Origin of the sequence: Streptomyces sp. PA03-1a (genome assembly GCF_033792805.1) — a bacterium.
Classification (GTDB): domain Bacteria; phylum Actinomycetota; class Actinomycetes; order Streptomycetales; family Streptomycetaceae; genus Actinacidiphila.
This window is the reverse complement of record NZ_JARAVO010000072.1, coordinates 1-13,907: the sequence shown is the minus strand read 5'-3', so window position 1 is coordinate 13,907 and position 13,907 is coordinate 1. Positions and strand designations below refer to the sequence as shown.

The 13,907-nt window shown below is 73.2% G+C and carries 13 protein-coding genes and 1 pseudogene; 10 read left to right on the top strand and 4 right to left on the bottom strand.

From position 1 onward, the window contains the following. Positions 1 to 74: 74 nt before the first annotated feature. A complete protein-coding gene (locus PV341_RS18150; RefSeq protein ID WP_500358366.1) occupies positions 75 to 1,712 on the bottom strand; it encodes an FAD-dependent oxidoreductase in 1,638 nt (545 codons plus the stop codon). Positions 1,713 to 1,852: 140 nt separating this feature from the next. Here PV341_RS18150 and PV341_RS18145 point away from each other — a divergent pair, with 140 nt between their 5' ends. The 10 genes from PV341_RS18145 (at position 1,853) to PV341_RS18100 (ending at position 10,710) form a co-directional block, all read left to right on the top strand. Next, positions 1,853 to 2,959: a SchA/CurD-like domain-containing protein gene (locus PV341_RS18145; RefSeq protein ID WP_500358365.1), complete on the top strand. Its 1,107-nt coding sequence runs from the start codon at positions 1,853 to 1,855 to the stop codon at positions 2,957 to 2,959. Between the two features lie 80 nt (positions 2,960 to 3,039). Then, entirely contained in the window at positions 3,040 to 3,477 is a 438-nt protein-coding gene (locus PV341_RS18140; RefSeq protein WP_499514104.1) for a cupin domain-containing protein, read from the top strand. Beyond that, a complete protein-coding gene (locus tag PV341_RS18135) occupies positions 3,474 to 4,742 on the top strand; it encodes a beta-ketoacyl-[acyl-carrier-protein] synthase family protein (RefSeq protein ID WP_500330395.1) in 1,269 nt (422 codons plus the stop codon). Before PV341_RS18140 ends, PV341_RS18135 begins: the two co-directional genes overlap by 4 nt. After that, positions 4,739 to 5,959, top strand: coding sequence for a ketosynthase chain-length factor (locus tag PV341_RS18130; RefSeq protein ID WP_499514106.1), 1,221 nt, complete (start codon positions 4,739 to 4,741; stop codon positions 5,957 to 5,959). The genes PV341_RS18135 and PV341_RS18130 overlap by 4 nt, the downstream gene beginning before the upstream one ends. 28 nt (positions 5,960 to 5,987) lie before the next feature. After that, entirely contained in the window at positions 5,988 to 6,245 is a 258-nt protein-coding gene (locus tag PV341_RS18125) for an acyl carrier protein (RefSeq protein WP_500330397.1), read from the top strand. Between the two features lie 2 nt (positions 6,246 to 6,247). Continuing rightward, the gene (locus PV341_RS18120) at positions 6,248 to 6,709 is read left to right on the top strand and encodes an SRPBCC family protein (protein ID WP_500330399.1); all 462 of its coding nucleotides are present in this window, start codon (positions 6,248 to 6,250) and stop codon (positions 6,707 to 6,709) included. Next, positions 6,706 to 7,038, top strand: coding sequence for a TcmI family type II polyketide cyclase (locus tag PV341_RS18115; protein WP_500358363.1), 333 nt, complete (start codon positions 6,706 to 6,708; stop codon positions 7,036 to 7,038). Before PV341_RS18120 ends, PV341_RS18115 begins: the two co-directional genes overlap by 4 nt. Further along, positions 7,031 to 8,719: a carboxyltransferase subunit alpha gene (accA, locus tag PV341_RS18110; protein WP_500330401.1), complete on the top strand. Its 1,689-nt coding sequence runs from the start codon at positions 7,031 to 7,033 to the stop codon at positions 8,717 to 8,719. The genes PV341_RS18115 and accA overlap by 8 nt, the downstream gene beginning before the upstream one ends. After that, the gene (locus PV341_RS18105; protein ID WP_500330402.1) at positions 8,716 to 9,357 is read left to right on the top strand and encodes an acetyl-CoA carboxylase biotin carboxyl carrier protein; all 642 of its coding nucleotides are present in this window, start codon (positions 8,716 to 8,718) and stop codon (positions 9,355 to 9,357) included. Before accA ends, PV341_RS18105 begins: the two co-directional genes overlap by 4 nt. Positions 9,358 to 9,363: 6 nt before the next feature. Beyond that, complete coding sequence (locus tag PV341_RS18100; protein ID WP_500330404.1) at positions 9,364 to 10,710, top strand: acetyl-CoA carboxylase biotin carboxylase subunit; 1,347 nt, start codon at positions 9,364 to 9,366, stop codon at positions 10,708 to 10,710. A gap of 4 nt (positions 10,711 to 10,714) precedes the next feature. Here PV341_RS18100 and PV341_RS18095 read toward each other — a convergent pair whose 3' ends face one another. From PV341_RS18095 to PV341_RS18085, 3 genes and pseudogenes are all read right to left on the bottom strand, one after another. Further along, positions 10,715 to 11,791: a methyltransferase gene (locus PV341_RS18095; protein WP_500358361.1), complete on the bottom strand. Its 1,077-nt coding sequence runs from the start codon at positions 11,789 to 11,791 to the stop codon at positions 10,715 to 10,717. After that, positions 11,788 to 12,855, bottom strand: coding sequence for a right-handed parallel beta-helix repeat-containing protein (locus PV341_RS18090; RefSeq protein ID WP_500330406.1), 1,068 nt, complete (start codon positions 12,853 to 12,855; stop codon positions 11,788 to 11,790). Before PV341_RS18090 ends, PV341_RS18095 begins: the two co-directional genes overlap by 4 nt. A 90-nt stretch (positions 12,856 to 12,945) precedes the next feature. Further along, positions 12,946 to 13,907 (bottom strand): annotated as a pseudogene (locus PV341_RS18085) (hypothetical protein); the annotation flags it as partial.

The window sequence follows — 13,907 nt, the reverse complement described above, 5'->3', positions numbered from 1 at the left end:
TGAGCGTGGTGGCCGCCGTTCGTACGGTCAACCGTCCCCCCGTGCCGTCTCCTCGGCAGCCTGCGGCGCGACGGTCAGCCGAGCCGCAGCACCGAGGTCAGGACCTTGTCCAGGGTCGCCGCGGGGTCCTCCACGGCCTCGCGGCTCCGCCAGGCGACGAAGCCGTCCGGGCGGACCAGGATCGCGCCGCTCGGCGTCATGCCGTGCACCGCGGTCCAGTCCGTGCCCGCCTCGGGCACCAGGTCGGCCTGCGTGGACTCGCCGAGCCGGTACGCCTGCAGCGGCACCCCGAGGCGCTCCGCGACCGTGCGGGCCGCGTCGTGCCAGGCCGTGCCCTTCGGCCCGTCGCCGGTGAGCAGCACCATGGAGCGCTCGTACAGGTCCAGCGTGGAGCGGCGCTCGCCGTCCCGGGTGGTCACCCACACGTGCGGGGAACGGCCACCGGGTTCGGCGACCGGCCGGAAGTCCTCGGGGACGACCGGCCGCCCCGGGTCCGCGCCCAGGAACGCGCCCTCGGGGTAGCGGTAGCCCAGCGCGACCACCAGGACCCCCTTCTGGGGCCCGCCGCCGGCCGGCGGCGCGTAGCCCGGGTGGGCGTGCTCGGCGGAACGGGCGGAGGCCCGCTCGCTGGTGGCCACGGCGACCGGGCGGCGCTCGGCCTCGTACGTCTCCAGCAGCTCCGGCCCGGCCCAGCCCCCGGTCACCGCGGCGAGCTTCCACGCCAGGTTGTGGGCGTCCTGGATGCCGGTGTTGGAGCCGAAGGCGCCGGTGGGGGACATCTCGTGGCACGAGTCGCCGGCGAGCAGCACCCGCCCGCGCCCGTAGGAGTCCGCGACCCGCTCCGCGGCCCGCCAGGGGGCCCGGCCGGTGATCTCGATCTCCAGGTCCGGCACGCCCACCGCGGTGCGGATGTGCGCGGCCAGCCGCTGGTCGGTGAAGTCCTCCGGCGACTCGCCCCGCTCGGGGTGCCAGGGCGCGTGGAAGACCCAGTTCTCCTGGTTGTCGACCGGCAGCAGCACGCCGTCGGCGTCCGGATTGGTCAGGTAGCACGCGATGAAGTAGCGGTCGCCCACCGCGTCGGCCAGCCGCTTGGCGCGGAAGGTCGCGCTGATGTTGGCGAAGAGGTCGCCGCGTCCGGTGTGACCGATGCCCAGGGCGCTGCGCACCGGGCTGCGCGGACCGTCGGCCGCGACGAGGTAGTCGGTCCTGACGGTGCTGCGGTCGCCGGTCTCCCGGTCCATCAGCTCGCAGGTGACGCCGTCCTCGTCCTGGGTGAACGACACCAGCTCGGTGCTGAAGCGCAGGTCGCCGCCGAGCGTGCGGGCGTAGTCCAGGAGCACCGGCTCCAGGTCGTTCTGGCTGCACAGGCACCAGCCGCTGGGGCTGATGCCGGACAGCCGGCCGCCCGGGTCGATCTCCCGGAACAGCCATTCGGCGTTGTCGGAGGTCAGCGAGTCGGCCTGCAGGATGCCGTGGTTGTCGGCGAGTACGGAGGCGGCCTGCCGGATCAGCGGCTCGGCCCCGGCCGTACGGAACAGCTCCATGGTCCGCAGGTTGTTGCCGCGGCCACGGGGGTGGATGGAGGTACCCGGGTGCTTCTCGGCGAGGACGTGCCGGACGCCGAGCCGGCCCAGGAAGACTGAGCTGGAGAGCCCGACGAGGGAGCCCCCCACGATGAGGACCGGAACCCGGTCTTCGGCCTGTGGAGTCATAGCTCCCTTGATGCCCGATTACCGGGGGTATTTTCGCCCGTCACCCAATTGGATCACATATCTCGCACCGGTTGGGCCACCACAGCACGATCGTTGGACGACGGACCTCGGGGGTTGCTCGCTCTCGGAAGAGGTGGAATATGCCGGCCCAGGCCGAAAAGGTCTCGCAGTCCGCGCTCGATGGCAATCGCCTGCGCGTCGTCCTCATGCTTGATGTTGAAGACGACGCCGAGCAGCGGTTTCTTGACGCGTATGACCAGATGTGCCGCCACGTCGCTGCCGTGCCCGGACACGTCAGCGACCAGCTTTGCCAGTCGATCGAAAATCCCTCGCAATGGCTGATCACCAGTGAGTGGGAGAGTGCGCTGCACTTCCTCGCCTGGGTGGACAGCCCGACCCACCTGGAGATGGTGCAGCCGATGCACGGCTGCGTGAAGGACACCCGCTCGCTCCGCTTCGGGGTGCTGCGGGAGACCCGTACCTCCTACGAGTCCGGTCGCATGCAGACCGTGCCGAGGGTCGGGGACGGGATCATCCGCCACGCCATCACCTTCACCGTGAAGCCCGGCAGCGAACAGCAGGTGGCGGACATCCTGTCCGGTTACACCTCGCCGCAGGCCGTGGTCGACGAGAACACGCGGCTGCGCCGCACCTCGCTGTTCATGCACGGCAACCGTGTCGTGCGCGCCGTGGAGGTGGAGGGCGACCTGGCCAGGGCACTGCGCCATGTCGCCCGCCAGCCCGAGGTGCGGGCGGTCGAGGAAGCCATCAACCCCTACCTGGAGGTGGACCGGGATCTCAACGACCCGGGCTCGGCACGGGAGTTCTTCGCCCGCGCCGCGCTCCCGGCCGTGCACCACGTCGCCAAGGGCACCGACCGGCCGGAGGACCTGAGCCGTCACGCCCTGATCTACCCGGCCAAGGCGGGCTCCGGCCAGGCCGTCGCCAAGATGCTCGCCCAGCAGGACGAGGAGGCCGTGGACGTCCGCAAGGGGCCGCTCGCGCGCAGCACCGTCTTCCTGCGCGAGAGCGAGGACATCGTTGTGCGCCTGGTCGACCTGCGGGTCCCGGTCGAGGAGGCCTCGCTCATCGCCGTGGGCGCCGCCGGCAAGCACAAGGCCGGCGTCCTCGCCAGGCTGCTCGACCTCGGTCCCGACTGGGACCTCGCGGACGAGCAGGGCCTGAAGCGGTTCCTCGTCGAATACGACATGCGCATGGTCACCGACCGCAGCGCGGCCACGTCCTGACCCGTACGAGCCATCGGCAGCCGGCAGGTACCGGCCGGCCCGGGGTGCGCCCCGGGCCGGCCCCGCCGGAGGAGGCAAGCATGGATGATCTTCTGACCAACGAACGGAACGTCCCGTTCACGCCGACCATCGTGAACCTGGGGGACACCCCGCACAACCGCCGTCGCGGCGGCGACCTGCGGGCGATGCTCACCCCGACCGCGTGCGGCGCCACCAGCGGCTTCATGGGCGTCGCGCTCGTGGAGCCCGGTGACCGGATCGGCGAGCACTACCACCCGTACTCGGAGGAGTTCGTGTACGTGGTGTGCGGTGCGCTTGAGGTGGACCTCGACGGGGAGCCGTACGTGCTCCGCCCGGAGCAGGGCCTGATGATCCCGCCGTACGTCCGCCACCGTTTCCGCAACGTCGGCGACACCGAGGCCCGGCTCGTCTTCCACCTCGGTCCGCTCGCTCCGCGCCCGGAGCTGGGCCATGTCGACACCGAGCCCACCGAGCAGACCGAGGACGCGGCGTCATGACCCGCCGGGTGGCGGTCACCGGGGCCGGTGTCGTCGCCCCCGGCGGTGTCGGGGTCCCCGCTTTCTGGGAACTGCTCACCGCCGGCCGGACGGCGACCCGCGGGATCACGCTCTTCGACCCGACGGGCTTCCGGTCCCGCATCGCCGCTGAGGTCGACTTCGACGCGGCGGCCTGCGGGCTGAGCCCGCGGGACCTGGAACGCGCCGACCGGTACGTCCAGTTCGCGCTCGTCGCGGCCGCCGAGGCGGTCCGCGACGCCGGGCTGGAACTGGACGAGGAGGACCCCTGGCGGGTCGGGGTCTCCCTCGGCACCGCCGTCGGAGGCACCACCCGGCTGGAACACGACTACATACGCGTCAGTGAACGTGGCACCCGCTGGGACGTCGACCACCGGCAGGCGGGTGCGCACCTGCACCGGGCGTTCGCGCCCAGCGCGCTCGCCTCGGAGATAGCCGAACGGCACGGCGCCCGCGGTCCCGTGCAGACCGTCTCCACGGGCTGCACCTCCGGCCTGGACGCCGTGGGCTACGCGTTCCAGACCATCGAGGAGGGACGCGCCGACATCATCATCGCCGGTGCGTCGGACTCCCCGATCTCACCCATCACGGTGGCCTGCTTCGACGCCATCAAGGCCACTTCCCCCAACAACGACGACCCGGCCCACGCCTCCCGTCCCTTCGACGCCCGCCGCGACGGCTTCGTCATGGGCGAGGGCGGCGCCGTGCTGATCCTGGAGGAACTGGAGCACGCCAAGGCCCGCGGTGCCCGGATCTACTGCGAGATCGGTGGCTACGCCACGTACGGCAACGCCTACCACATGACCGGGCTCACCACCGACGGCCTGGAGATGTCCGAGGCCATCGACCAGGCACTGGACCACGCCAGGATCGACCCGTCGGGCGTCGACTACGTCAACGCGCACGGCTCGGGCACCAAGCAGAACGACCGCCACGAGACCGCGGCGGTGAAGCGCTCGCTGGGCGCGCATGCCTACTCCACGCCCATGAGCTCCATCAAGTCCATGGTCGGCCACTCCCTGGGTGCGATCGGCGCGATCGAACTGGCCGCCTGCACCCTGGCCCTCGCCCACGGCGTGGTGCCACCGACCGCCAACTACGAGACCCCGGACCCGGAGTGCGACCTGGACTACGTCCCGCGCACCGCCCGTGAGCTGAAGCTGCGCACCGTGCTGTCGGTCGGCAGCGGATTCGGCGGGTTCCAGTCCGCGGTCGTCCTCAACCGACCGGAGGGGAGCCAGCGATGAACACGCAAGCGGTGGTCACCGGCATCGGCGTCGTCGCGCCGAACGGCATCGGAGCCGACGCCTTCTGGAAGGCGACCAGGGAAGGTGTCGCCGTCCTCGACGCGGTCACCCGCGAGGGATGCCGGGACCTGCCGCTTCGGGTCGCGGGGGAGGTCCGCGGCTTCGAGGTGTCGGCGGTCGTCGAGGACCGCTACACCGTGCAGACCGACCGGTTCACCCACTTCGCGATGGCGGCCGCCGACCAGGCCATCGCCGACTCGGGCCTGCGCTTCGACGAGGAGTCACCCTTCGACATCGGAGTGGTGACGGCGGCCTGTTCCGGCGGTGGCGAGTTCGGCCAGCGCGAACTGCAGCACCTGTGGGGCAAGGGGCCGAACTTCGTCGGCCCGTACCAGTCCATCGCGTGGTTCTACGCGGCGAGCACCGGTCAGATCTCGATCCGCGGCGGCTTCAAGGGCCCCTGCGGCGTGGTGGCCAGCGACGAGGCCGGTGGTCTCGACGCCATCTCCCACGCCTGCCGCAACATCACCCGTGGCAACGGCACCCGGGCCGTCGTCGTCGGCGCCGCCGAGGCGCCGCTGGCGCCGTACTCGGGTGTCTGCCAGCTCGGATACGAAGAACTCAGCCTGGAGGAGGATCCCGAACGGGCCTATCTGCCCTTCACCCGGCACGCCCGCGGTTTCGCCCCCGCCGAGGGCGGCGCGATGCTCGTGGTCGAGGACCCCGAGCACGCCGCCGGCCGCGGGGCCGAGGTGCAGGCCGTCATCGCGGGGCACGGTGCCACCTTCACCGGGGCCTCGCGCTGGGCGGAGTCCCGTGAGGGACTGGCCCGCGCCATCCGCGACGCCCTCGCGGAAGCCGGGTGCGCACCCGGGGACATCGATGTGGTCTTCGCCGACGCACTCGGCACCCCGGAGGCCGACCGCGCCGAGGCGCTGGCCCTGGCCGACGTGTTCGGCAAGCGCGCCCGGAAGATTCCCGTGACCGCCCCCAAGACCGGCACCGGCCGCGCCTACTGCGGCGCCCCGGTGCTCGACGTGGCCGCAGCCGTGTTCGCCCTGCGGCACGCAGTCGTGCCCCCCACCCCCAACATCACCGACACCTGCCACGACCTCGACCTGGTCATCGGCCGGCCCCGGCCGGCGGAACTGCGGACCGCGCTGGTGCTCAGCCGCGGCCTCATGGGTTCCAACTCGGCCCTGGTTGTCCGGGCGTAGCGCAGGCGCAGTGAAGGAGAGCTCTTCCATGAGCAAGGAACTGACCTACGGCGAACTCGCCACCCTGATGAAGTCCAATGCCGGCATCACCGTCGACGTGGCCCTGCTGAGCGGCCACCCGGAGACACCCTTCGCCGAGTACGGCCTGGACTCGCTCGGCCTGCTCGGCATCGTCGGCGCCCTGGAGAACGACCGGGGCATCCCGATCGCCGGCGACGCCGACTCGTGCAAGACCCCCGGCGCCTTCATGGACGTCGTCAACACCTCACTCAAGGCAGGAGTCTGACCATGCCCGGCCACACCGAGAACGAGATCACCATCCCCGCCCCGATGGACGTCGTCTGGGACGTCACCAACGACGTGGAGGGCTGGCCGGACCTGTTCAGCGAGTACGCCTCCGTGGAGATCGTGGAGCGCGAGGGCGACCGGGTCGTCTTCCGGCTCACCATGCACCCCGACGAGCACGGCCAGGTGTGGAGCTGGGTCTCCGAGCGGATCGCCGACCGCGCCACCCGCACGGTGCGCGCGCACCGGGTCGAGACCGGCCCGTTCCAGTACATGGACATCCACTGGCAGTACGAGGAGGTCCCCGGCGGCACCCGGATGCGCTGGACCCAGGACTTCGCCATGAAGCCCGGCGCCCCCCTCGACGACGAGGCGATGACCGCCCGGATCAACGACAACTCCAAGATCCAGCTGGAGCTGATCCGCGAGCGCATCGTGCAGCGCCACGGGGGCGGCGCGGCATGAAGACCTACCGCAGCCTGATCGTGGCCAGGATGAAGCCCGGCGTCGAGGAGCAGGTGGCGCAGGTCTTCGCCGAGTCCGACAAGGGCGAACTGCCGGGTCTGATCGGGGTCACCGGACGCAGCCTGTTCCAGTTCGGCGACATCTACCTGCACCTGGTCGAGGCCGAGCGGCCGCCCGGCCCGGAGGTCGGCAGGTACAAGGACCACCCGGCGTTCCGGGACATCAGCGACCAGCTGTCGTCCTTCATCTCCGCGTACGACCCCGAGACCTGGCGCGAGCCCAAGGACGCCATGGCCCGGGAGTTCTACCGCTGGGAGCGCAGTGGCTGACACGGCCACCGCCGAGCCGGACTGGGTGCGCTGCGAGCGCTGTGCCGCGCTCGTCTACGGCAAGCGCTACACCCGTACGCTGCGCGTCTGTCCCGAGTGCGGCGCGCACGGCCGGCTCACCGCCCGGCAGCGGCTCGACCAGCTGCTGGACCCCGGCTCCTGCCGGCCGCTCGCCGCGGAGCGCGGCGAGCGGCCGGCGGAGCACGACCCGCTGGGCTTCACGGACACCCGCCCGTACGCCGAGCGGCTGCGCGAGGCCCGCACGGCGACCGGCCTGGACGAGGCCGTCGTCTGCGTGCACGGCACCGTCGAGGGACAGCCGGTCGTGGTCGCCGCGATGGACTTCCACTTCCTCGGCGGCAGTCTCGGCCTGGGCGTCGGCTCGCACATCACCCGGGCCGCCCGGACCAGTCTGCGACGGCGCGTCCCCCTGCTGCTCGTGACCGCCTCCGGCGGCGCCCGTATGCAGGAGGGCGCCCTGTCGCTGATGCAGATGGCCAGGACCGCCCAGGTGCTCACCGAACTCGACGAGGCGGGCGTCCTGGTGGTGTCCCTGGTCACCGACCCCACCTACGGAGGCGTCGCCGCCTCCTACGCGACCCTCGCCGACGTCATCATCGCCGAGCCCGGCGCCCGGATGGGCTTCGCCGGGCCGCGCGTCATCCAGCAGACCACCGGCCAGCGGCTCCCCGAGGGCTTCCAGACCGCGGAGTTCCTCCTCGCGCGCGGCCTCATCGACGACGTCGTCCCCCGCGCCGCGCTCCGCCCGACGCTGGCCCGGCTGCTGCGGCTGCGCTCCGGCGGCGCCGCGGCGGACCGGGAGCGCGGGCCCGCGGTCCGCGTCGTCCGCACGGCGGACGAACTGCCGGAGCGGGACGCCTGGGAGGCGGTACGGCTGGCCCGGCACCCGCTGCGGCCCACGGCGGCCGACTACGCGGCCCATCTGCTCCAGGACTTCCACGAACTGCACGGCGACCGGCTGGCCGCCGACTGCCCGGCCGTCATCGGCGGTCCTGGCCTGCTCCACGGCAGCCCGGTCATGCTGATCGGCCACCACAAGGGCGGCCCCGGGCTGGAGGAGCGCAGGCGGCGGCACTTCGGCATGGCCACCCCGGCCGGCTACCGGAAGGCGGCCCGCCTGATGCGCACCGCCGCCAAGCTGGGCATGCCGGTGGTGACCCTCATCGACACCCCGGGCGCCAACCCGGGGCCGGAGGCGGAGAGCGGCGGCCAGGCCCTGGCCATCGCCGAGACCCTGCGGCTGATGGCCCGGCTGCCCGTGCCGGTCGTCGCCGTGATCACCGGCGAGGGCGGCAGCGGCGGCGCACTGGCGTTCGCCGTCGCCGACCGGGTCCTGGTCAGCGCCAACGGCATCTACTCCGTGATCAGCCCCGAGGGCTGCGCCGCGATCCTGTGGAAGGACCCCGGCGCCGCCCCCGCGGCGGCGGCCGCCCTGCGGCTGCACGCACGCGATCTGCTCCGGCTGGGCATCGTCGACGGTGTGGTCCCCGAGCCGCCCGACGGCGCCCACGGGGACCACGCCCACGCGGCCGCCCTCGTCGGCGGCGCGCTCTCGGCCGCCCTGGACGAACTGCGTCCCTGGGCCCCCGACCGGCTGCTGGCCGAGCGCCGCGACCGGTTCCACCGTTTCGGCCGACTGGAGGAGGAGGCAGCACCGTGACACTCCACGGCGACGACAGGACGGCCCGCCCCCCGGGCGCGGGCAAGGCCCTCAACGGAACGTCCCCCGGCAGTGCGCCGGCCGCGCTCCCGGTGCTGGATGCGGTCTGCCGCAGCGCCACCGAACTGGCCCGCTCCATGCCCACCCCGCCGCAGCGGATCAGGCTGCGGCACGGGCAGACGGCGGTCGAGATCGAGTGGCCGCAACCGCAGGCGGAGCCGCCCGCGTCCACTGCCGCGCACATTGCCGCACCCGCTCCGGCGGCGGAGGCGGCCGCGGCACCGGCGACCCCTCCCGCGGCCGCCCCCGCACCGGCGTCCTCCGCAGGCCGGGCCCAGGGCGCACCGGAGGCGCAACAGGCGCACGGAGCGCACGACTCCACGTCGCTTCACTACGTCTGCGCCCCCACTGTGGGCACCTTCTACCACGCCCCGGAACCCGGCGAGCGCCCGTGCGTGAGCCTCGGCGACCTCGTACGCCCCGGCCAGCCCGTGGGCGTCCTGGAGGTCATGAAGATGATGAGCGTCGTCGAGGCGGACGTGGCCGGCCGGGTCGTGGAGGTCGTCGTCCCGGACGGGCAGCCCGTCGAGTTCCAGCAGGCGCTGATCGCACTGGAGCCGATACCGGTGGGGGAGTGAGGGCCGGTGTTCTCCACCGTCCTGGTCGCCAACCGTGGCGAGATCGCGCTGCGGGTCGCGCGCGCCTGCCGTGAACTCGGCATCCGGACCGTCGCGGTGTACTCCACCGCCGACCGCGACTCGGCCGTCGTGCGCTTCGCCGACGAGGCCGTGCACATCGGACCGCCCCCGGCGAGGGCGAGCTACCTCAACATCCCCGCCGTCGTCGAGGCCGCCCGCCGCACCGGCGCGCAGGCCGTCCACCCCGGTTACGGCTTCCTGTCCGAGGACCCCGACTTCGCCGAGGTCTGCGAGGCCAACGGCCTCACCTTCATCGGGCCCTCCCCCGAGGTGCTGTCCCGGCTCGGCGACAAGGCCGCCTGCCGCGCGCTGATGGCCGAGGCCGGACTGCCCGTGCTGCCCGGCAGCACGGGCCCGCTGGCCGGCGCCGCCGACGCGAAGGAGGCGGCGCAGCAGACCGGTTACCCGGTGATCCTCAAGGCCGTCGCGGGCGGCGGCGGACGCGGCATGGCCGTGGTCACCGACCCGGACCGGCTGCTGGACACCTACAAGCGCACCGCGGCGCACGCCCGCGCCGTCTTCGGCGACGACCGGCTCTATCTGGAGCGGTACGTCGAGCGGGCCCGCCACGTGGAGGTGCAGGTGCTCTGCGACCGGCACGGCGCGGTCGTCCACCTCGGCGAGCGCGACTGCTCGGTGCAGCGGCACCACCAGAAGCTGGTCGAGGAGACCCCCGCCCCCGACCTGCCGGCGCGGTTGCGGTCGCAGATGTGCGACGCGGCCGTGCGCGGCGCCCGGGCGGTCGGCTACACCGGCGTGGGCACCTTCGAGTTCGTGCTCACCCCGGAGCGCGACTTCCATCTGATGGAGGTCAACTGCCGGCTCCAGGTGGAGCACCCGGTCACCGAGATGGTCACCGGGATCGACCTGGTCCGTGAGCAGATCCTGGTCGCCGCGGGCCATCCGCTGACCCTGCGCCAGGAGGACGTCGTGCACCGCGGGGTCGCCGTCGAGTGCCGGGTCAACGCCGAGGATCCCGCCCGGGACTTCGCGCCGACCCCGGGTCTGCTCACGGAGTTCGAGGTGCCCGGCGGGCCCTTCGTACGGGTGGACACCCATGCCTTCCCCGGCTGGCGGATCGGCCCCGACTACGACTCCCTGCTCGCCAAGGCCGTCGTCTGGGCCCCGGACCGGGAGCGGGCGCTGGCCCGGATGGACCGCGTCCTGGAGGAACTGCGGGTGCGCGGCGAGGGTGTGCGCACCACGGCGGGCTTCCTGCGCAAGGTGCTGGCCCGCCCGGAGTTCCGGGCGGGCCGGCACACCACCTCTCTGGTGGGGGAGATGACCGGCTAGCGGGTCACCGCGCCCCGCCGACCGTGCTGTGCAGGGCGTGCAGGTAGGCGTTGACCGGGGCCACCTCGCCCACCTGCAGCCCGGCCTCCGTCATCAGCTTCACCATGCTGTCCCGCGTGTGCTTCTGGCCGCCGACGTTCAGCAGCAGGAGCAGGTCCATGGCGGTGGTGAAGCGCATGGAGGGCGTGTCGTCGACGAGGTTCTCGATGACGATCACCTTCGCGCCGGCGCCGCCCGCTGCGACGACGTTGCGCAGCGTGCGGCGCGTGCTGTCGTCGTCCCACTCCAGGATGTTCTTGATGATGTACATGTCGGCGGCCACCGGGATGTCCACCCGGCAGTCCCCGGGCACCAGCCGGGCCCGCGCGGCGAGCGGACCGCCCTCGCGCAGCCGCGGGTCGGCGCCGGCCACGACCTTCGGCAGGTCCAGCAGCGTGCCCTGCAGGTCGGGGTGCTTCTCCAGCAGGGCGGCCAGCACGTGCCCCTGGCCGCCGCCGATGTCGGCGACCGAGCGGACGCCGGACAGGTCGAGCAGCGCCGCGATGTCCTCGGCGGACTGCCGGCTGGAGGCGGTCATGGCGCGGTCGAAGACCCGGGCGCTGTCGCGGGCGTCGTCGTGGAGGTACTCGAAGAACTCCTTGCCGAAGACCTCCGGGAAGATGTTGCGGCCGCCGCGCACCGCCTCGTCCAGCCGCGGCCAGACCTCCCACGTCCACGGCTCGGTGCACCACAGCGCGATGTAGTGCAGGGTGTTCGGGCTGTCCTTGCGGAGCATCCGGGACATCTCGGTGTGGGCGAAGCGGCCGTCCGCCTGCTGCTCGAAGACCCCGTACGCGGCCAGGGCGAGCAGCAGCCGGCGCAGCTGGCGCGGCGCCGTGCCGACCATGGCCGCGAGCTCGTCGACGGTCGAGGGCTCCTTGCCGAGCGCGTCCGGCACGCCGAGCCTGGCCGCGGCCCGTACGGCGGCGGCGCAGGCGGCGCCGAAGACGAGCTCGCGCAGGCGCATCGCCGGCGGCGTGGCGGACTCGGCGGGCGCCGCGGTCGCGGTGCCGTCCGCGTTGGTGGCTTCTGTCAAGGTCATTCCTCGCACAACCCCTTCGGTTCGGAGACGCGGCACTTGTTGTCACGGAGGACATTCACGGTGCCCTGGTCACGGTCGGCCAGATCGGCCGGGCGGTTGCCCAGGGTCGTGTTGCCCCGGACGGTGTTGCCGGTGTCGGGGGCGCCCACCACGCTGCGGAAGAGCACGATCCCGCCGGACATCGGTGAGGTGCCGTGGTTGTCCACGACCCGGTTGCGGACCACCAGGGTCCGCTCTGCCCCTGTCAGCACGATCCCGGCACCCTGGATGAAGGGGAGCCGGGCGTTGGGCGGGCAGTACTTGTTGTTCGCCGCCACGAGGTTGTCGGAGACGGTCAGGCCCCCGGCACGGGGGACGCCCTCGTCCCCGACGACGAAGACGCCGCCGCAGTTGGCGGTGATGTGGTTGTCGACGACCCCCAGGTTGCGCACCCGGCGCAGCACGACCCCGATCCGGTTGCCCGTCAGCTCGTTGCCGCTGATGCGGGCGCGCTCGGTGTCCAGCGCGCCGCCCTCCGAGTCCGCGGTGTTGGCCAGGAAGATCCCCGACTCGCCGTTCTGCCGGGAGACGTTGTCCCGCAGCAGCGTCCGCACCGAGTGCTGGACGCCGATGCCCTGGTGCCCGTTGTCCTCGGCGGTCACGTCACTGACCTCGAGACCGTCGGTCCACGAGGCGTCGACGCCGTTCTTGCGGAAGCCGGAGACCGAGAGCGACATCAGCCGCACACCGTCCAGCCCGCTCTGCTCCGTTCCGGTGACGCACAGCCCGTGGCCCGCCAGGGCGCAGGCGTTCTGGTCGCTCCGGCCGGCCGGGGTGAGGACGGTGTCGGTGCCGTGGCCGATCAGCGTCAGCCGGGGCTTGGTCACGTTGACGCTGCCCGGGTAGGTCCCGGGGAGGATCTCGATGACGTCGCCCGGCCGGGCCCGGTCCACCGCAGCCTGGACGGACTCCCCGGGCCGGACGACGAGCGCGCCCGGCGCGGCCTCGGCCCGGGGGACGGCGCACAGCCCCAGCGCGCTGACGACCGCGACCACGGCGGCCGCCTGGGGCCGACGAAGTGTCATGACTGCCGTACCTGCTTTCCGGGTGACGTCCGAGTCACCTGAAATCTGACGCTATGAGTGGTTCTGCCGTATCGCCACTCTGCCGGGGCATCAGAGGCGGCAGCGGACGGAGGGCCGCACGGGCACCACCACCCGGTGACCGAGCACGCCCGCGTCCACCGTTCCGTCGGCCGCCGCGTACCAGCGCCAATGGGCGCCCGGGACATGGCCGACCGTCAGGACCGTCCAGCCGCCGCCCTTCGGGCCCGCCAGCGTCGCCAGCACGCGGGCCTCCTCGGCGTCCGGCCGGTGCAGCAGCACGACCAGCCCCGCCGGGACCTGCGGCGCCCCCGCGCCGCGCAGCGCGGCGATCTGACGGACGCTCCGGACCCGGACCACGGCGGGCGGCCCGGGCAGGTCACGGGCACCGGGACCGACGGCGACCACCACGGTGCGGCCCGCGGGCGCCGCCTCCAACACCCCGTCCACCAGGGCGAGCACCGCGTCCCGCGCGACCGCGGGATCCCCGAGCACGCTGAGGACGCCGCCGATCCGCGCGAGGTTCACCAGCAGCTGCCCCCGGCCGACCGCGCCCAGCCTGGTCAGTTGGGGGAGCGGCCCCGGGCCGGTGGCGGCCGTCTCGGCCGGTACGAGACCCGTGCGCTCCCAGCGGGTCGGGGTCAGCGCCGTCCACGGCGCCGGGGCGGGCCCGCACGCCGAGACCGTGGCCAGCACCCGGCCAGGCTCGGCGAGCACGCCCCGCACCCGGACCGGGCTGCCGGGCCGTCCCGCCAGGGCCAGTTCACGCAGTGCGTGCCGCACCACCAGCGGGGTACGGGTGTCCGCCGCGAGCCGGCGGCCGAGCGCCGCCCGCCGGCGCCGTCGCAGCGCCCGCAGCAACGGACGGCGGCCCACGGCGAGGCCGGCCAGCAGCACCACCACGCCGACCCCCGCCGCCGCCTCGTACGGCGGCAGGCCGGCGTCACCACGGGACGGACGGGGCGCACCGGCGGCGGTCGCCGGTCCTTGTGGCACCAGCCGTACGGGGGCCCTTAAAAACAATCCCCAACCCC